Genomic DNA, 17,581 nt, shown 5'->3' on the forward strand with positions numbered 1-17,581 from the left:
TCGTTTGGAACCCCCTTGCGTCAAATCGCTAGGCTCCGTGCAGCGCAATGAAGACGTGGCACCAGGTTCGGACGACTCCAGTGGTTCCGCGGCCCCTCAGAAGGCTCAACCTTCTTCGATACAGGGTTTTTGGACGAAGCAGGACACGGTGAGTTACTCGACCCTGCTGAGAGATATCGATGCGAAAGAGATCAAACAGTTGGATCTTGTACCCGGTCGTCGGGAGGTAAGAGTCCAATACAACGATGGCCGACGGGTCACCGTTCCTGTTTTCGCCAACGACAACCAAATTCTTCGGGCCGCTGAAAGCTCCGGCACGCCCCTGACGGTTGTTGACATCCGCCGCGAACAAGCAGGACGCGAACTGGCGGGAACCCTGATGTTGGTTCTGCTGGTGGTGGTCGGCTTGTCGTTTCTGTTGAAGCGTTCAGCTCAAATGGCGAACAGAGCTCTTGGGTTTGGGCGTAGTCAACCTCGGTTGAAACCCCAGGAAGACCTTCAGCTTCGTTTTGAGGATGTTGCCGGCATCAACGATGCGCGGCTGGAACTTGAGGAGGTGGTCACCTTTCTCAAGCAGCCCGAGGCCTTCATCCGCCTGGGCGCCAAGATTCCGCGGGGAGTGCTGCTGGTCGGCCCCCCTGGAACCGGGAAAACGCTTCTTGCCAAGGCGATTGCAGGCGAGGCGGGCGTGCCGTTCTTCTCCATCGCGGCCTCTGAGTTTGTTGAGCTGTTCGTGGGTGTTGGTGCGAGCAGGGTTCGCGATCTGTTCCGCCAAGCCAAGGAAAAGTCCCCCTGCATCGTTTTCATTGATGAAATCGACGCTGTGGGTCGCCAGCGGGGTGCTGGTATCGGTGGCGGCAACGATGAACGGGAGCAGACCCTCAACCAACTCCTGACGGAGATGGACGGCTTTGAGGAGAACTCCGGTGTGATTCTGCTGGCGGCCACAAACCGTGCCGACGTGCTCGACGCCGCACTGTTGCGTCCAGGACGCTTCGACCGGCGCATTGATGTGGGCCTTCCCGATCGCCGAGGTCGCGAGGCAATTCTCGCCGTTCATGCGAGAACTCGCCCCCTCGACGACGCGGTCTCGCTATCGGATTGGGCGAGCCGCACGCCGGGTTTTTCCGGGGCTGACCTCGCCAATCTTCTCAACGAAGCGGCCATCCTCACGGCCCGCCAGAACATGCTCCGTATCGGTCAGTTCCAGCTGGAGGGGGCCTTGGAGCGGATCACCATGGGGCTGAGCAATCGTCCCTTGCAGGACAGCGCCAAAAAACGGCTAATCGCCTATCACGAGGTGGGTCATGCCCTGGTGGCCAGTCTTCTTCCAGCGGCCAATGCGGTGGACAAGGTCACGATTCTTCCCCGGGGAAGGGCCGGTGGTTACACCCGCTTCATGCCTGACGAGGAAGTGCTTGATTCCGGGTTGATCACCCGCTCCTCCTGCCTCGCTGATCTGGTGGTGGCCCTGGGGGGACGAGCAGCTGAGCAAGTGGTTTTCGGGTCGCTCGAGATCACCCAGGGAGCCAGTGGAGATCTCCAGATGGTGGCGCAACTCGCACGGGAGATGGTGACGCGCTTTGGCTTTTCCAGCCTCGGACCGATGGCCCTCGAGGGTCCGGGTACGGAGGTTTTTCTGGGGCGCGATTGGTTCAACCAACGGCCGGGATACGCCGAATCCACTGGCCAGGCCATTGACGCTCAAATCCGCCAGCTCGCCAAGAGTGCTCTGGCGCAGGCCATCGCCCTGCTTGAGCCCCGCCGTGAGTTGATGGATCAACTGGTGGACGTTTTGATTGCCGAGGAAACGATCAACGGTGATCGATTCAGAGACATCGCTGGCCTCCCATGAGACGCCTCCTCCTTCTGCTGCCGCTGGTTGTTGTTGCAGCCCGGATGCAGATCGAGTGGCTCTGGTTCGATCAGTTCGCCTGGAGCGACGTTCTCCTCAAGCGCTGGCTTCTGCAGCTTCTCTTTGCGGGTGTGGCGATGCTGCCGCTGCTGGCAGCCCAGGCCTGGTCAAGGCAATTCAGGCAACACAGCTCGAGTTCATCCAAGGCGATGAGCCTGACCGGATGGTCCTTTGGATTCACGCTGTTGATCAGTGGTGGTGCTGTGCTGATCAGTGCCTTGCTCACGCTGGATCTGTTGGCGTTGGCCATCCACGATCCGTTTCAGCTTGGGGAATGGCAGCCAGTTGCGGGGCTCCAGCACCGCATCAGCTCAGCTGCAGGACTTGTTCAGGCAGGGGCGATAGGGCTTGCGATGGCCTGGCCGCGGTTGAGGCTGTGGCTGGCACGGATCATGGCGGGTTCGCTGGTGGCTGTCGTCAGCCGGGCGTGGGGCATCTGGTCGCTGGCGCTATGGATTCCCGATGAATCCACGAGAGACCCCTTGCTGGGAGCGGATCTGAGCTTCGGCTTGGGGCGTTTTGCCGGCTTACATCTGGCCCTGGACCTACTGCTCTTGGCTGCCGCGTTCACCCTCGCCTTTGAGCTCTGGCGGGTGCTGGCGAGCTCAAAATCGATTTCTGACTGGGCCAGTCCAGCCTTCTGTTCGCGACAGATCCAACTGATCAGGTTGCTTTCGGCGCTTCTCCTGTTGGGAGCGGCGGGGCAGGTGTGGTTATCGAGGCATCAGCTGCTGTGGACCCAACACGGCCTTGTGGCAGGGGCGGGCTGGCTCCAGGCCCACATGACCCTTCCGTTGCGCAGCTTCGCAACACTGCTGCTGGTGCTGATCGCATGTGCACTTCTTGTCCCGTGCCGGCGACGCCTCCGTCAGGGCCTCGCACTGGTCTTGGTGTCTCTTGTGGTGTTGGAAACGGTGGCAACTCCGTTAACGCGCTGGCTGGTGGTGCGGCCAAGGGAATTTGCACTGCAAGAGCGCTATCTGAACAACGCCATTGAGGCCACGCAATGGGGCTTTCAGTTGGATCAGATCAAGAGTCAGGTCGTCGACCCGACAAGGTTCAGCGCCGCTGATCGCGAGCAAGGTGTTAGCACGCTCGAAAATGTGCGTCTCTGGGACAGCAGCCCTCTGCTGGAAGCCAACCGGCAACTGCAGCAACTGAGGGTGTACTACCGCTTTTCCAATGCAGCTGTTGATCGCTACCCGCTGAATGAAAACAGCGATTCATCGCAGCAAGTGATCCTCTCGGCCCGCGAATTGGATCAATCCGCGTTACCGCGTCAATCCAAAACCTGGCAGAACCGTCACTTCATCTTCACCCACGGCTATGGATTCACCGTCAGCCCTGTGAATGACAGAAGCAGTGATGGCCTTCCCTCGTATTTCATTAAAGGTCTTGGCCCAGAAACAGTCATTGCGGGAAATCCTGGACTGGGTATTGAACGATCGGAGGTGCAGAAGGCCATCCCCGTTGGTGATGCAGCGATCTATTACGGGATGCTTCCTTCGCCCTATGCCATCGCTCCAACGCAGATTGAAGAATTCGACTACCCCGAAGGCGACATCAATGTGATGACGCACTATCAGGGTTCTGGCGGAGTACCGATTGGATCCTGGCTTCAACGATTCGCAGCGGCTGTTTATCTGCGTGACCCTCGACTGCTGATCACCACAACGATCAATGCTGATTCCAAACTTTTGATCCGGCGTGATGTGCGCAGTCGGGTTAAGGCCATCGCTCCCTTCATTGATTTTCGTGGTGAGCCCTACCTGATCTCCATTCCAAACCCTCAGCAAGACAGCTCCAACACCACCAAGGCAACTTCAGAACAACACAGCCAACATCAGTATTGGGTTGTCGAGGGTTACACCCACAGTTCAACCCTGCCCTACAGCGCAGCGGTATCAGCAGATGATCCCGATCGCTATTTAAGAAACTCAGTGAAGGCCATCGTTGATGCTTATAACGGCAGCATTCGGTTTTTCATCTCGGAGCCTGAGGATCCAATCGTGATGGCCTGGGCTCAGGCTTTTCCAGGCTTGATGGAGCCGATGGAGGCAATGCCAAAGCCTTTTCTTGATCACCGCAGAGTTCCTGAGGACTTCTTCAATGCCCAGGTCAACCAATTGAAGCGGTACCACGTTTCGAATCCCAGAATTTTCTACAACGGTGATGATGTTTGGCAGGTGCCAAGCGAGATCTACGGCGGCCGCAAAGTTGATGTTGCTCCGTATCACATCACGGCTCAGCTTCAAAGCAACGACAATTCTGAATTTCTGCTGCTCCAACCCCTGACCCCCTTATCAAGGCCAAATCTCACGGCGTGGTTGGTGGCTCGGAACGATGGCGATCACTACGGTGAATTGAAACTGATCGACTTTCCCAAAGACAAATACATTCCCGGGCCGGAACAGGTTCAGGCTCTAATTCATCAGGATCCAGATGTGAGCGAGCAGTTTGGTCTATGGGATCAGGAGGATCTGGAACTCCTGCAGGGAAATCTTCTTGTGCTTCCCGTGGGCTCCGGACTTCTCTATGTGGAACCGGTGTATCTGCGCACCAAGAAGGTGGGGCTGCCTTCTCTGGCCAGAATTGTTGTGAGTGACGGCCGATTGGTTGCCATGGACCGCGACCTCAATCTTGCTTTGGATCAACTCATGAAAAAAGCCCCACCAGTTTGACGGGCAGGGCGAAACGAATTGACCGTTCGGGTTGATCGAACGATCAGCCGATGGCGGAGAAGTACTCCTTGGATCCCTTGGGGTCAGGCTTCATGGTCTTTTCACCAGGAGTCCAGTTGGCAGGGCAAACCTCGTCGGGGTTGGACTGCACGTACTGGAAGGCCTGCAGAACGCGAAGGGTTTCATCAACGTTCCGTCCCACAGGCAGGTTGTTGATGGTGGCGTGCATGATCACACCGTCGGGGTCGATGATGAACAGACCACGCAGGGCAACACCCTCAGCCTCGTCGAGAACGTTGTAGGCCGTGGAGATTTCCTTCTTCAGATCGGCAACGAGGGGATAGTTAATATCGCCCAGGCCACCCTGATTGCGAGGGGTCTGGATCCAGGCCAGGTGGCTGAACTGGCTGTCCACGGAAACGCCGAGAACCTCGGTGTTCTTGCTGGAGAAATCGGCGTAGCGGTCGCTGAAGGCCGTGATCTCAGTAGGACAAACGAAGGTGAAATCCAGCGGATAGAAGAACAGCACCACGTACTTGCCCCGGTACTGGGACAGGGTGACTTCCTTGAACTCCTGGTCCACCACAGCGGTGGCTGTGAAATCAGGGGCCTGCTGGCCCACACGCAAGCAACCGGTGTCGGTCATGTTCGGGAGGTGAATGAGTGAGCTGAAGGACGCAAACGACTTAACACGTAGTCGATTCGACTTCCAGTTTCAGGATTGAACCTATCACGACCCTAGCCATCCGTCGCCATAAACTCAGTTGATGACTGACCAACTCACGAGCTGGGATCCTGCGCTCCTGCGCAAGTTCAGTTCCACCGGACATTTCCGTCTGTTGAACCAGCTGAAGGGCGATCTGCGCAAGAAACCCCTGGATCGAGACCAGCGCACTGGTCAGCTGAAGACTCTGGGCGGGAATCGCGGCGCAACCCGACGTTCAACGGCAACGCGGAGCATCGAGCCGGACCCAGCTCCAGCTCCAACACCTGTTGTTGAGACGGCAGCCCCACTCACCAAGGACGATCAACCGAAATCCTTCCGCGATCGCCTCAATGCCATCGACATGCGCTGAGCCAGAACCCCTGAGATGTATGATGGGTACTGGCCTGAAGGGCCTGCGTCAGAGTAGCTCAGCTGGTTAGAGCACAGGATTCATAACCCTGAGGTCGGGAGTTCAAGTCTCCCCTCTGACATTTATTGATTCATGCTGTTGATCAGCTCGTTCGAACTCTCGTTGAGTTCGGGCATGCCTGATTCAGGCCTTGCGTGCCGGTAGTTTGACCAGGGGATTTAGGGCAGCGCCACCGGCCCGACGGATTTCAAAGTGAAGGTGAGGTCCGGTACTCCGTCCGGTGCTTCCCATCAGTGAAATGCGAGACCCACGGGGAACAATCTGCCCTTTTTGGACCAAAAGACGGCTATTGTGCGCATAACGCGTGAATTCGCCATCACTGTGGGCGATTTCAACCAGATACCCGTAGGCACCTCTCCAGCCGGAAAATGAAACGATCCCATCACGGGCCGCAACAACGGGGGTGCCAGTGTTGTTGGCGATATCAATGCCTTTGTGCATGCGTCCCCAGCGCCACCCATAACCAGAGGTGAAAACTCCCTTTGTGGGCCACTGGTAACCAACAAACGGCGACTTCAGGCTGTCGGGCTGATCGGCTGAAGACGACAGGGGACGATCAGGCCATGCAGCACCTCCACTGCTGAGGGGGCGTACAGCCAGGAGCGACTGACCCGAAGTGGCTTCAGCGATCTGCAGTTCCTGGCCAATCGTCAAAGCACTCAGCTGAAGGCCTGGATTCCAACTCAACAGCTGCTGTTGCGTCACGCCGTGGCGCTTGAGGAATGACGCCAGAGAGTCTCCGGTCTTGATTTTGGCCGTTTCTCGAAGCGGAGGTGGGGCAACCAACGGAAGCGTCTCACGTTCACTGGAGCGGTTGAGTGACGACAACGTCACGGCAACAACCCGTGCAGAGTCCGGCAGGGAAAGCCAACTCTCTTTTTCAAAAACGTGGGAGCTTGGCACGTTGTTCAACGAGGCCAGCTCTTCACGATCGAGCTTCAACAGCTCGGCATAACGCCGCAAGGACGTGGCACGAACAACTTGGAACCAGACCTGACTGCTGGAGTCGACTTTGCTGACAACAGCAACGGGATTGTTCGGGGAGAGAGCTGGCAGAGGGGGCAGCTCGGCAAGATGAAAAGTGGCGTTATCGGCAATCCCGGGCAGAGAACTCCACATACCCAGGGACAGAACAGGGGTTACAGCAGCTGCCAGAGCAAGCGTTGCGCGCATGAAACCACTGAGACGCGTTGAAGGTAACGAGCCGAACATCCCCGCGCAAGGGGCTTTGGAGCAGTGGTGGGATCACCACAACCGCAACTGTTGTCCAGCCACGTAGGTCACCAGGGCGCAGGCCACGGAAAGATTGAGGCTGCGAACACCTCCCTGGCCTGCGTCATCAGCAGCTCCTGGCATGGCGATCGTGAGGATGCTGTCGCAGGCTTCGCGAATCGGTTCCGGTAGCCCCGTATCTTCCCGACCAAACAGCAGAACATCTCCCCGTTGAAACGTGAACGAGGAGAGCGATGAACCACCACGTCGACTGCAGCCGATCAACCTCTGCTCAGGACGAAGCTCAGCTTGGAACTCGGCAAAGTTCGAAGCGATGGAAAGCTGAACGTGGGGCCAGTAATCAAGTCCGGCACGACGAACGCTCCGATCATCCACCTTGAAGCCGAGGGGTTCAATCAGGGTCAACGGCACCCTGAAGGCCGCCGAGGTGCGGGCGATGTTGCCGGTGTTCGGAGGGATCTGAGGTTCGAACAGGGCAATCTGCAGGGGAGCGATCTCAGTCATGGCACCACCTGGCCAAGGGCATGAAGATCAAGTGCACGACCCTGGAGAACGAGCCAGGCAGCGTCAGCAACGGGGTCAAGTACCTGCGCGAGGGTTCCGAGACGATCACGGAACAAGCCTCCGATGCGTGTTGGGGGAACAACCCCCCACCCTGTCTCTTCGATCACCAGAACAAACGTGCAGTGCGATGCCCTAATCGAGGCGATCAGCTGTTCACAGAGGTGATCCCACTCCTGGGTAGTGAGGTCCAGGTGGTGGGCAACAAAGCCACCGAGGGCATCAATCAGAACGGATTGCCCGGGAGCCAGGCCGTTGATCACGCTCACCAGCTCTGCCCCACATTCAGAAACGCTCCAATGGTCGGGCCGACGCTGCCGGTGGGCCTCCAAACGCTTTTGCCAATCACGGTCATCCGGCCGGGCGGCCGCCGTGGCGATGTAGGTGACAACGGGGTGGTGTTTCAACAGGTGCTCAGCCCAACGGCTCTTGCCACTGCGGGTTGGCCCACTCACCAGGATCAGCCGGCTGGTCTGGCCGGCAACGGGGGGCTCCACTGTGGAGGAGGGGTCAACCACTGCCATTCATTCCCTTCAGCGTCGCGACGGAAGACGGAGACACACGGTTGAGGTACCTGAAAATCCAATACTTGAAGATCGTCGCCAACACCACCGGGAATGTCGCGATGAAGAGGTTGACGAAACTTTGGCTGGAGGGAAGACCGAAATGCTCGGCAATCCCTTCCAGCAAGACCTGCCAACCTTCCGGGCTGTGGTAACCAACGAAGATATCGGTGAACAGGATGATGGCGAAGGCCTTGGCGGAATCACTCAACCCATAAACCGCCTCATCAACAAATCCACGCAGAACACGCAGTTCATCGCGGCTCAGAAAACACACCACGGCGAAAGCGATCAGGCCCGCCAGATCCGCAAACACATTCTTGATCGCCTTGAGACTTTCCTCATCGGCATCGTGCTTAAGAACAGTCGCCTTTTCGGTGAGCTTGTCGCGCAGCGCACCATCCTCAAGGGGCTGCACGCCCTTGAGGAAGGCATCGAATTCAAGTTCTTGCTTGTAAAGCCGAAGTTTTTCAGCCGCCTTCTCTTCTAGCTGAGGCTTGGGGTAGCTCAGGAAAGGGAGTTCGGGGGAAAACTGATTGACCGCAGGCGAGATCAGATAGGTGCCAGCAATCTGCTGAACAAGAAGGGGAACCAGAACGAGCAGAAGCAGAACCCTCAGGGAAATCAGCGTGCTGTCCCGGCGGCGTCGATACCCCGCAACGACGCTGTCTTCCGTTGAGGGATCCAACTGGAGGCGAATGCTGTCGAAGACACCCAGAAGCGATCGGGGGAGGGCATCCGGTGAGCGGCTGATCGACGGCGAACTGCTGGTTCGTCTCGATCCATAGCGGCTCACGACGGATTCAATCAGTTGAAGTTGTCGCAACTCCTGGGAATCCAGTTGGCCCCGTTGTTTCGAGAGAGTCGCTGCTGAATTGCGGCAGATGGCCAGCGCTGTTTTGAAGCGGCGAAGAATCGTGGCCTGAACAGAGCGCGGCACGGAGAGCTTGAGCTCCGGCCGAATCTGCCGGTCGCCGTAGTACTCCAACTCAAGGCTTTGGATAAGCAGAGCCGCCTCGTAGCCACGCTCAAGATCACTGGAGAGCTCGATCGCTTGGCTGTTGCTGAACAGGTTGATCCAGTTACGGCGGCTCATTGCAGTCAGCTCATCGCAGTCGGGTCATCAGCGCGAGAACACCCACCAGGTGGCCATCGGAATGATGGTTCCAAGCACCAACAGGATGATTACCCACTTGGTGGCATCGCTTTCAGCGGTTTCCGCCTTGGTGGGAATGTTGGTGGGAAGGGTGACCCGTTCGATCTCCTTCGGCGGGCCGGGATCCTCGCCACCCGAGAGGACGGTTGAAAGTCGGGTGAGTCCATCAACGGATGCCTGGCGATAACGATCGCCCTCCCTCAGGGGCAGAGTCATCGTTGTACGGGCGGTGCTCTTCAGCAGGCTGGGAGGAAGCTGTGCCTCAAGCTCCTGATTGGCCACCACAGCGGAACGCTTGTTGGAGGTTTCGATCAACATCAGCAGCAAGGGATTGCCGCTGGGTGAGCTCCACGTCTCGAGGAGTTCTTCACCGAAGCTGTTCAAGGTGATGCCGTAATCCAAACGCCGCATCGTGATCAAGCGGGCATCAACCCGTTGATCTTCAAAGCTGCGCAATCTCGTTTCCAATTCACCACGGCTGGCGCGGCTGAACACGTCGGCATCGTCGATCACCAACGCATCCGGCAGGCTTTCACCCAGTGCAGCAGGTGAGATCGCCAGGCTGGCAGGGGCCCAGAGGAGAAGACAGACCCCGAAACTGAGGAAACTGGCCAACAGGCGTCGGGCGTAACGGGGCATCCCTTCAAGCGTTATTACCGCCTCAGTCTGCCGTTAGCTGTCCAGCATGTCGCGGTTCAAAGCTGCAATTGCCTCAACAACCATGCGGGCTTCGTTATCGGGCAGTGTCATCTGACGGGTGAGCTGGTCCAGGAGATCGGTCTCCTCCGCTGTGATCTTGTGGTCGGCATGCACCAGATGCGCTGCCACAGCCAGGGCGGACTGCTGCTGAATTCGATTGAGCTGAGGTAAGGCGGACGTGATCAAGCCCTGAACTCCCTGCTCCCGCAACAGCAACAGCAGGCGGTCGAACAATTCACCCATGGCCGCTTCAGAGCTGTCGCTGTAAAGCGACCGGTTCTCCAGCTGACGGCGCAGGGCATGGGCCTCATCCCGCCCCAGCCTTCCATCACAGGCAACAGCGGCAAGGGCAACAGCGGCAAAAGCCTCGGGAGTCGTCATGGCAGAGACGCACATGTCGGTATTTGAGCAGGATGATTGCGTTCTGACAGCACCCTCTGTTGATGCCAGGTCCCGCCCGAGCCGTTCTGATCTGTGCGCTCTTGTTGCTGGGTCTGACTGTGACCAATGCAGGGGTAGCGCAGACCGTGACACCGGAATTTCAACGGGCCGAAGTTCTGGCGGGGATGGCAGCGGTGGGCCTGATGCTGGTGGCGGTGCTGTGGACACGGGCGAACCCCAAGTCAGCAGAGAAAGTTCCGTTGCAGGGGGAACAGGGACTTTTGATGGCGGATCAGTTCAGCGAAAACCAACAACAGGAGCTGGCCTGGGGCAGCCACATGCTGTTGACGGCGACGCCAGCGGCATCCGTGCTCGTGTTCTGGCGCCATCAGGTTGTGCTGCGTCGGGGCCTGATCACTCAGGAGGCTTTCGAGCCAGGAGCGATCACACAACGGGCCATGGAGCGTGAGCAAACCATCTCCTTGGTCAACACAACGCTCTTTCCGGGCCGAGCGGAATTCGACGCGATGCTGCCGTCACTTCCAGCCATCGTTGTTTGCCCGATGGGGAAGGAGGGAGCCGTGATCGTGGGGGGATGGTCGCCCCGTTGTTTCACCCGCTCCGATGAGCGATGGATTGAAGGCTGGACCAAGCGGCTCAGAACGACACTTGCGACCGGCGAGGCTTCTCCTGTGCCGCCGGACTCAGCTTGATCGTCGATTCAACCCTCGCTCCGGCTTGGCCGAAGCGGATCGCACCACCGTCCGAAATCTTGGCCTCCATGCGCGAAGCCCGCGTGATCTGCTCCGGTTCGGTCCGCTGCAGAACAACATCGCCATCAGCAACAACCCGTTCACTCCGCCAGTTCCAAGCGCAGCGTTGGGCCGTCAATGTTTCCAACGTCTGCTCAACGCGACATGAATTGGAAATGATCACGGTGCCAGTGCGCTGATCAAGCTTGAACCCCCTGCCCTGCACCTTGCTGTTTTTCAACTCAGCCTGAATGGGTTGATCGGATTCAAGTTGCTCCGCCGAAAAAAGCCAACGCGTCCGGCCGGCACTGATCCGACCGCGGTCGCTTTCCAGCACCAGCGTGACCGGTTGTTGTAGGTCGAAGTAACCCTGGCGGGTGTTGCCATCCAGTCCTGAAGCACTGAGCGTGCGGCCATCGCTGCGGATGGCCTGCACCGGACCAGGCGCCTGGAACAAACCACTCTTCAGATTCCAGGTGCCGTTACCACCTTTCACCACCGTGGAAGCAGAACTGCTTTCATCAAGACGGTTGAGCTGGGTTGGGCCGCTGAACTCCAGTACCTCGGTGTCCTGCTGGAACACCAGCTCACGTGAACGAATTTGCGTTTCACCATCATTGGCCTTGGGCCGTTGATTGATCACCATCCGTGACTGCGATGGCGTCCAGATCAGATTGTCTCCCTCAATCGTCAGCCCCCGTTGGTTCAACTGCCGCAGCTGGACCGATCCTTCAAGAACGACGAGCTCACCATCCCGCAACACCGTGGCGAGATCGGCGGTGATCCTGAAGTGCGGTTGATCATTTCGATAGAGAACGCCCTCGGGACCTCGCGCACGGATGGTTCGACTGATTAGGTCGTAGCGCGCCTCGGGGCTGATGAGATCCCAGTCACGGTTGCCATCGACGGCCCGCTGGCTCAAATCCAGCGACCGGAAGACAAAGGACGGCGTGGGTTCAAGCGCAATCGGCCGCCGCGTTGTGCAACCGGTGAGCCATGCACTCGCCACAAGGGCTGCTGTCAGACCACAACGTGACCAGCGACCCAACATGCTTTTTTCAGAGCGGTTCATCCAGTTCCAACCGCTGCATCACCGGTGTTGGCTTCGGCAGCGCGGAACCGCTGCACAGCCTGCCCCAATTCAGCTGTTTCGACCAGTTGTCTGGATCCAGGCGTTCCCCAAGTTGAGACAGGATCCGCTCGCTGAGGTCGGGCAACAGCGGGGCAAGCAGGAGTCCAACGACGCGGGTCGTTTCCAGCACAGCAAACAAATCCTCGGCCACGCTCTGCTCTTGACCGGGTTCCTTCATGCGACTCCAGGGAGCCGTGTCATTGAGATGACCGTTCGCGGCAATGGCCAACTGAAGGATCGACTCGGACGCGGTCTTGAACGCGAGCTTCGGCATCGCTTCCATCACCGTGCTGACGGTTTCCGCAGCCTTAAGGGCCAGGGGATGGTCAGCACTTGAGGCTGCTCCTGCCGGGGGAACGCCGTCATCGAACCATTTGCGCGCCATCGACGAGGTGCGATTCAGGAGGTTGCCGATGGTGTTGGCCAGATCGTTGTTGACCAGATCAACAAAGCGTTGCTGTTGGAAATCGCCGTCGTCTCCGAATTGGATATCGCGAAGGAGGTACCAACGAACGGCATCGCTGCCGCATCGCTCCAGCAACAGTTCGGGGTCGAGCACATTGCCGAGGGATTTGCCCATCTTCTGGCCCTCACGGGTGAGGAAGCCATGGCCGAACACCTTTTGCGGCACCGGCAGTCCTGCAGACATGCACATGGCAGGCCAGAACACAGCGTGGAAGCGAAGGATGTCCTTGCCGATCACGTGCACGGAGGCGGGCCAACCGCAGGAGGCGAGCCGATCGAGCGATACCGCTTCTCCATCATCAAGAAGCGCTGTGAGATAACCCAGCAGGGCATCAAACCAGACATAGAAGGTGTGGCCTGGATGGTCGGGGACCGGAAGTCCCCAGGACACATTCACCCGCGAAATGGAGAAGTCGCGCAGACCTTGAGCGACGAAGTTGCGCACTTCCTGTCGTCGGCTGGCTGGGGCGATGAAGTCATCGCGCGCCACCAACTCCTCAATGGCGGATTGATAGCGGGAGAGCCGAAAGAACAGGTTCTCCTCATCGCGCCACTCGAGAGGCTTGCGGTGGATCGAACAGGAGGGCGACTCCGCTTCGGCCGGATCATCCTTGTATTCCTCGCAATCGACGCAGTACCAGCCGGTCTGCTTGCCGACAACGATGTCGCCGGATGCCTTGACCCGTTCGTAGAACTGTTCCACCAATTCCAGGTGGCGGGGGTTGGTTGTGCGCACAAAGCGATCGTCAGAAATCCCCCACTGATTCCAGAGATCGCGGTACCGGCTGCTGATCTTGTCGCAGTGGTCCTGGGGGCTCAGCTGCTGACGTTCTGCCGTGCGCTGAATCTTCTGGCCGTGCTCATCAACACCGGTCACGAAGGTCACCTTCTCCAGCTGCAGCCGCTCGAAACGAGCCAAGGCATCACAGGCCAGGGTCGTGTACGTGCTGCCCAGATGGGGACGATCGTTGACGTAATAGAGCGGAGTCGTAAGGGTGTAAGGCATCAGAAAAGTTCGAACTCCGCTGCACCGCAGCGACGACAGACTCTAACGAGCATGCCCATCTCGCTCCACGCCAACCGGCCCTCGTCATGACGCACCGCGACGTGGTGGTCTGGGGTGGTGGCTGCGGCGGCGTTGCTGCTGCGCTGCAGAGCGCAAGATCAGGAGCAGACACGACACTGTTCACCCCTGGCCCCTGGCTGGGGGGCATGGTGAGTTCAGCAGGAGTCTGTGCCCCGGATGGCCATGAACTCACCTGTTGGCAAACCGGGATCTGGGGCGCCTTTCTGCGGGAGTTGGAGTTGGAGGAGCCGAGCGGGCTCGACCACAACTGGGTGAGTTGTTTCGGATACAGGCCGCAAACAGCCGAACGGATCCTGCAACGCTGGGTGGCGGCTGAGCCCAGGCTGGAGTGGCGTCCCCACAGCAGCCTGGAACAGGTTCACGGCCAGCAGGGTCGCCTCCAGTCTGTGGAGATCCACAGCGCCAATGGCGTCGAAAACTATTCCGCCGACGTGTTTGTGGATGGCAGCGATCTGGGTGATCTGCTTGCCCTGTCGTCCGCCCCCTTCCGCTGGGGGTGGGAAGCCAAGGAGATCTGGGATGAACCCAGCGCCCCCGAGCAGTCCCGGCTTGAGAGCGAAGCATTTTTTCAAGAGCAACCGATTCAGTCACCCACCTGGGTGGTGATGGGCCAATTGCATGGGGAACTCGCTCCGCGCCATGCCGCAGCGATCCCGCGGATTCCGTTCGATCGGAGCACCGCCAGCTTCGGCCTCGAGAAAACCATCACCTATGGCCGTCTGCCCAGCGGCCTGGTCATGCTCAATTGGCCCCTGGAGGGCAACGACTGGCACATCAGCCTCGATCGAGCCATCAGTGCTGATGGCGAGGTTCGTGCGGAGCTGGCCCAGGAGATGCAACGGCACAGCAAGGATTTCCTGGCGGCCCTGGAGGAATGCAGCGGTGGTTGGATCACTGCCGGTAACGCCTTCCCCGGAGCCGATCCCAGCCTGGCTTTGATGCCGTACTGGCGAGAAGGCCGGCGGCTGATGGGTCGCACAACGGTCACGGAACGCGACCTCTTGCCGATCTCCACAGAAGCCCGACGGGGACCGCTCCCCATCGATGCCCAGGGTCGCTGCACCAGCATCGCTGTGGGCACCTATGCCAATGACCATCACTACCCGGGCGAGGACTGGCCTCTCGCGCCAAAAAGTGTGCGTTGGGGAGGACGTTGGAGCGGTACGCCTTTCTGCATCCCTTTCGATGCCCTGATCACAGACTCAATCCCCAACCTTGTGATGGCAGAGAAAGGCTTCAGCGTCAGCCACATGGCCAATGGGGCCACGCGCCTGCAGCCTTTGATCCTCAACCTGGGCCAGGTGGCGGGTCTGGCGGCGGCCATGGCGGTTTGCCAGGGGTGTGACCCTGCTGATCTGCAGGTTGAGGCCATCCAGTCAGCCCTGATCCATGAGCCGCAGGCCCCTGCAGCAGTTCTCCCGATCTGGGACTGGCCGTTCTGGCATCCGCACTGGGTTCAGGCACAGGAGCAGGGCTTGGCTCAGCCTGAACACCTGGACTCCATGGGCCGCCTTTCAGGCCCAAGGGCCAGCATTCTGCTTCCCCCTGGCGTGAACCAGGCGCCAAATCAGCCTGATGAGGTTGGCTTCAGTGGCGTGCTCACCGGCAACCTCCATGAGGGCTACCACTTGGAAACCGCTGAAGGGATCTGGCCTCTGATCACCCTGGAACCGGCAATCCATCGCTGGCTATCCAACGAGGATCATTCGGGCCGAACCCTGAACCTCCGCGGCATTAAGAATCCCTGGGGGCCCTGGGTGCGGATCACCGGGGTTCTGGATCAAGCCAACTGAAGCTGCAGCTCACCGCGTACCGGGTCAGCACGCCCCACCCTGAGTTCAAGAGCGTCACCAGGAGCAGGGTTGTCTGCAGACACACAACCGACCAGATCCATGGCCAGCTCGCTCACATGAACCAGGGCCAAGCGATCCTGCGGGCGCAGCCAGCGCAGGAACACGGCTGACCAAACAGTGTTCTGATGCTCGGCGAACCACACCTGCTGCCAGTGGCGCTGATCCTCACGGCTGATCTGAATGGATTGGCGCAATGGATCATCGAGGTCATCGATCACTTCCCGCAGACGCTCTTCATCCATCGGTGCAAGCGCCGAAAGCTGGGCAATGATCTGCCGGTGGGCGACGAGATCGGCGTAGCGTCGGATCGGTGAGGTTGCCTGCACATAGGCCTCAAGCCCGAGGCTGAAATGGGGCATGGCTCGCGTTCCCTGCACGCCTCGGCTCAAGCAGCGCTTGATCGCCGCATCACGGGCTGGTCCCTCGGGGATTCGATCGAGTTCATCGCTGGAGGGCAGCTCCGCCGCAGGCTGACTGCGGAAGGGCAACGGCAGGCTGTGCTCTTGCCCAAAGCCGGCCACAACAGCTCCCATCAGCAGCATCGCTTCACTCACCATCAGGCGGGAGGGTGAAGGGTCAATCACCTGCAGCGCCAAGGCTCCATCGCTGCGGCGGAAGCGTCCTTCAGGCCGGTCAAACATCACGGCTCCTTTGGAACGGCGCCAGCGCATGCGCAACATCAGAAGTCCCGAGAGATCCGAGAGGGCTTCATCCCCTGGGGGTGCCAACTCGATCAGCTCATCACCATCGGTGTAGGTGAGGCCATAGCGGGGTCGGATCCAGCTGCGCGCAATCCGTTGCTCCGCCACAGCACCATCCTCATCGAGGCGAACGGCCACACTGAGGGCTGCACAGCGCTGTCCAGCCCGAAGACTGAGGGGACCGGCCGCCAGCTCCAGAGGGAGCATGGGCATCACACCCTCCCCCAGATACAAACTGGTGGCTCGACGTCTGGCTTCCTGATCAAGGGGGGAGTCAATGTCGATCAGACGGCTGGGATCAGCGATGTGGATCCAGATCCAATCGACGCCATCACGACGCTCCAGCGAGAGCGCGTCATCAATTTCTCGAGTGCCCGCATCGTCCAGGCTGTAAGTGGCCAGGTGAGTGAGGTCGATGCGTTGCTCATCCCCAGGTCGCTCTTCATTCGAAAGAGCAATAAGACGATTCGCTTCCTCCACCAGATCAGAGGGAAAACAGCGGGACCAGACGCTGCCCCTCAGGCCAATGGGCTCATTGGGATCGAGCAACCCACGCACGATCAACCACTGACGCAGATCGGCGGCATCTGATCCAATCGACAACGCTGCCGAGCACTGCTGGAGATCCAGGTCGGTACCAACCGCAGCGGGATTGTCTTTCAGCAACTGAATCCAGTGGCTGAAGCGCTCGTCCCAAACCGGGTCCAGCTCCAGGCGTTCAGCGTCGCTGAGGGCTCGCTCTGCCCGCAGCAATGCGAGCTGCCGTTGTTCATGTTGTTGCGCCTGCCGCTCAGCTCGGCGTTGGCGCCGCAGGCTTGCCCTCTCTTCGCGGGAGAGTGGCTGGATCAAACGGTCACGACGCCAGCGGAACAACTGTTGGTTTCCATGCAGCCAGGCCCACAGCGCTGCCAGACCAGCGAGGTTGAGCGGGGTCAACACCAACTCGCCCAGCTCGCAGAGGCTCAGCCGAGCCAATCCCCCCGGTTGATCCGTTTCCAACAGCTGCCATGCCTCCACAATGGCCCGCGCTGATGGAGCGCTGTCCTGCACCTGCTCAGGGGCAGGTAGTTCACTGCCATCGAACAGATGCTCGGGATCGATGGCAATCAGATCGCGCAGGGGCAGTCCCTGGTCACGACGTTGACCACCAAAAGAAAGAACCGCCTTGCTGCCCTTGATGGACAGAAGACGGCCGAAGAGAGGAGAACCCTTGAGAACAACCGCGACGGTGTCTCCGGGTTGGATTGAATTGTTCAACGCCCGAGG

At 59.3% G+C, this 17,581-nt stretch carries 15 protein-coding genes and 1 tRNA gene; 6 read left to right on the forward strand and 10 right to left on the reverse strand.

The genetic code is table 11. From position 1 onward, the window contains the following. Window positions 1–55 precede the first annotated feature (55 nt). Window positions 56–1,855, forward strand: a complete 1,800-nt coding sequence (gene ftsH, locus DXY03_RS02940; RefSeq protein WP_115009271.1) for an ATP-dependent zinc metalloprotease FtsH — start codon at window positions 56–58, stop codon at window positions 1,853–1,855. Then, the gene (locus tag DXY03_RS02945) at window positions 1,852–4,596 is read left to right on the forward strand and encodes a UPF0182 family protein (RefSeq protein ID WP_115009035.1); all 2,745 of its coding nucleotides are present in this window, start codon (window positions 1,852–1,854) and stop codon (window positions 4,594–4,596) included. The genes ftsH and DXY03_RS02945 overlap by 4 nt, the downstream gene beginning before the upstream one ends. A 43-nt stretch (window positions 4,597–4,639) precedes the next feature. On the opposite strand, the gene DXY03_RS02950 is transcribed toward DXY03_RS02945, so the two are convergent. Beyond that, complete coding sequence (locus DXY03_RS02950) at window positions 4,640–5,242, reverse strand: peroxiredoxin (RefSeq protein WP_114989138.1); 603 nt, start codon at window positions 5,240–5,242, stop codon at window positions 4,640–4,642. A 121-nt stretch (window positions 5,243–5,363) separates the two neighbouring features. Between DXY03_RS02950 and DXY03_RS02955 the strand changes: the two genes are divergently transcribed. Together DXY03_RS02955 and DXY03_RS02960 are read left to right on the forward strand one after the other, a co-directional pair. Next, window positions 5,364–5,672 (forward strand): hypothetical protein, encoded by a 309-nt coding sequence (locus tag DXY03_RS02955; RefSeq protein ID WP_115009036.1) that lies wholly within the window; start codon window positions 5,364–5,366, stop codon window positions 5,670–5,672. A gap of 47 nt (window positions 5,673–5,719) precedes the next feature. Next, window positions 5,720–5,793: transfer RNA gene (locus tag DXY03_RS02960), tRNA-Met, on the forward strand. A gap of 62 nt (window positions 5,794–5,855) precedes the next feature. Here DXY03_RS02960 and DXY03_RS02965 read toward each other — a convergent pair. The 6 genes from DXY03_RS02965 to DXY03_RS02990 form a co-directional block, all read right to left on the reverse strand. Beyond that, window positions 5,856–6,905, reverse strand: coding sequence for a M23 family metallopeptidase (locus DXY03_RS02965; RefSeq protein ID WP_170951950.1), 1,050 nt, complete (start codon window positions 6,903–6,905; stop codon window positions 5,856–5,858). Window positions 6,906–6,977: 72 nt separating this feature from the next. Beyond that, a complete protein-coding gene (locus tag DXY03_RS02970; protein ID WP_115009038.1) occupies window positions 6,978–7,469 on the reverse strand; it encodes a tRNA (cytidine(34)-2'-O)-methyltransferase in 492 nt (163 codons plus the stop codon). Continuing rightward, window positions 7,466–8,050 (reverse strand): bifunctional adenosylcobinamide kinase/adenosylcobinamide-phosphate guanylyltransferase, encoded by a 585-nt coding sequence (gene cobU, locus DXY03_RS02975; protein ID WP_115009039.1) that lies wholly within the window; start codon window positions 8,048–8,050, stop codon window positions 7,466–7,468. Before cobU ends, DXY03_RS02970 begins: the two co-directional genes overlap by 4 nt. Then, complete coding sequence (gene pxcA, locus DXY03_RS02980) at window positions 8,037–9,185, reverse strand: proton extrusion protein PcxA (RefSeq protein WP_115009040.1); 1,149 nt, start codon at window positions 9,183–9,185, stop codon at window positions 8,037–8,039. Before pxcA ends, cobU begins: the two co-directional genes overlap by 14 nt. 27 nt (window positions 9,186–9,212) lie before the next feature. Next, window positions 9,213–9,884 (reverse strand): photosystem II repair protein Psb32, encoded by a 672-nt coding sequence (gene psb32 / locus DXY03_RS02985; protein WP_115009041.1) that lies wholly within the window; start codon window positions 9,882–9,884, stop codon window positions 9,213–9,215. Window positions 9,885–9,917: 33 nt separating this feature from the next. Beyond that, a complete protein-coding gene (locus DXY03_RS02990; RefSeq protein ID WP_244272226.1) occupies window positions 9,918–10,340 on the reverse strand; it encodes a hypothetical protein in 423 nt (140 codons plus the stop codon). Window positions 10,341–10,387: 47 nt separating this feature from the next. Between DXY03_RS02990 and DXY03_RS02995 the strand changes: the two genes are divergently transcribed. Further along, window positions 10,388–11,038 carry a cofactor assembly of complex C subunit B gene (locus tag DXY03_RS02995; RefSeq protein ID WP_115009043.1) on the forward strand — a complete coding sequence of 217 codons (651 nt, stop codon included), beginning with the start codon at window positions 10,388–10,390 and terminating at the stop codon, window positions 11,036–11,038. On the opposite strand, the gene lptC is transcribed toward DXY03_RS02995, so the two are convergent. Together lptC and metG are read right to left on the reverse strand one after the other, a co-directional pair. Further along, a complete protein-coding gene (lptC, locus tag DXY03_RS03000) occupies window positions 10,983–12,149 on the reverse strand; it encodes an LPS export ABC transporter periplasmic protein LptC (RefSeq protein WP_115009044.1) in 1,167 nt (388 codons plus the stop codon). The genes DXY03_RS02995 and lptC overlap by 56 nt on opposite strands. Beyond that, window positions 12,136–13,680 (reverse strand): methionine--tRNA ligase, encoded by a 1,545-nt coding sequence (metG, locus tag DXY03_RS03005; RefSeq protein ID WP_115009045.1) that lies wholly within the window; start codon window positions 13,678–13,680, stop codon window positions 12,136–12,138. Before metG ends, lptC begins: the two co-directional genes overlap by 14 nt. Before the next feature lie 86 nt (window positions 13,681–13,766). On the opposite strand from metG, the gene DXY03_RS03010 reads away from it, so the two are divergent. Next, entirely contained in the window at window positions 13,767–15,554 is a 1,788-nt protein-coding gene (locus DXY03_RS03010; RefSeq protein WP_115009046.1) for an FAD-dependent oxidoreductase, read from the forward strand. On the opposite strand, the gene DXY03_RS03015 is transcribed toward DXY03_RS03010, so the two are convergent. Next, window positions 15,542–17,572, reverse strand: coding sequence for a ribonuclease catalytic domain-containing protein (locus tag DXY03_RS03015; protein WP_115009047.1), 2,031 nt, complete (start codon window positions 17,570–17,572; stop codon window positions 15,542–15,544). The two genes, DXY03_RS03010 and DXY03_RS03015, sit on opposite strands and share 13 nt — an antisense overlap. Window positions 17,573–17,581: the final 9 nt, after the last annotated feature.

Origin of the sequence: Synechococcus sp. N5, from assembly GCF_900473925.1 — a bacterium.
Taxonomy (GTDB): domain Bacteria; phylum Cyanobacteriota; class Cyanobacteriia; order PCC-6307; family Cyanobiaceae; genus Parasynechococcus.

Bases quoted from the DNA above. Each gene is read 5' to 3' on its own strand.
- metG (WP_115009045.1), bottom strand. From the start codon at position 13,680: ATGCCTTACACCCTTACGACTCCGCTCTATTACGTCAACGATCGTCCC.
- DXY03_RS02970 (WP_115009038.1), bottom strand. From the start codon at position 7,469: ATGACTGAGATCGCTCCCCTGCAGATTGCCCTGTTCGAACCTCAGATC.
- lptC (WP_115009044.1), bottom strand. From the start codon at position 12,149: ATGAACCGCTCTGAAAAAAGCATGTTGGGTCGCTGGTCACGTTGTGGT.
- DXY03_RS02990 (WP_244272226.1), bottom strand. From the start codon at position 10,340: ATGTGCGTCTCTGCCATGACGACTCCCGAGGCTTTTGCCGCTGTTGCC.
- DXY03_RS02945 (WP_115009035.1), top strand. From the start codon at position 1,852: ATGAGACGCCTCCTCCTTCTGCTGCCGCTGGTTGTTGTTGCAGCCCGG.
- DXY03_RS02955 (WP_115009036.1), top strand. From the start codon at position 5,364: ATGACTGACCAACTCACGAGCTGGGATCCTGCGCTCCTGCGCAAGTTC.
- DXY03_RS02965 (WP_170951950.1), bottom strand. From the start codon at position 6,905: ATGCGCGCAACGCTTGCTCTGGCAGCTGCTGTAACCCCTGTTCTGTCC.
- DXY03_RS02995 (WP_115009043.1), top strand. From the start codon at position 10,388: ATGCCAGGTCCCGCCCGAGCCGTTCTGATCTGTGCGCTCTTGTTGCTG.
- psb32 (WP_115009041.1), bottom strand. From the start codon at position 9,884: ATGCCCCGTTACGCCCGACGCCTGTTGGCCAGTTTCCTCAGTTTCGGG.
- cobU (WP_115009039.1), bottom strand. From the start codon at position 8,050: ATGGCAGTGGTTGACCCCTCCTCCACAGTGGAGCCCCCCGTTGCCGGC.
- pxcA (WP_115009040.1), bottom strand. From the start codon at position 9,185: ATGAGCCGCCGTAACTGGATCAACCTGTTCAGCAACAGCCAAGCGATC.
- DXY03_RS02950 (WP_114989138.1), bottom strand. From the start codon at position 5,242: ATGACCGACACCGGTTGCTTGCGTGTGGGCCAGCAGGCCCCTGATTTC.
- DXY03_RS03010 (WP_115009046.1), top strand. From the start codon at position 13,767: ATGACGCACCGCGACGTGGTGGTCTGGGGTGGTGGCTGCGGCGGCGTT.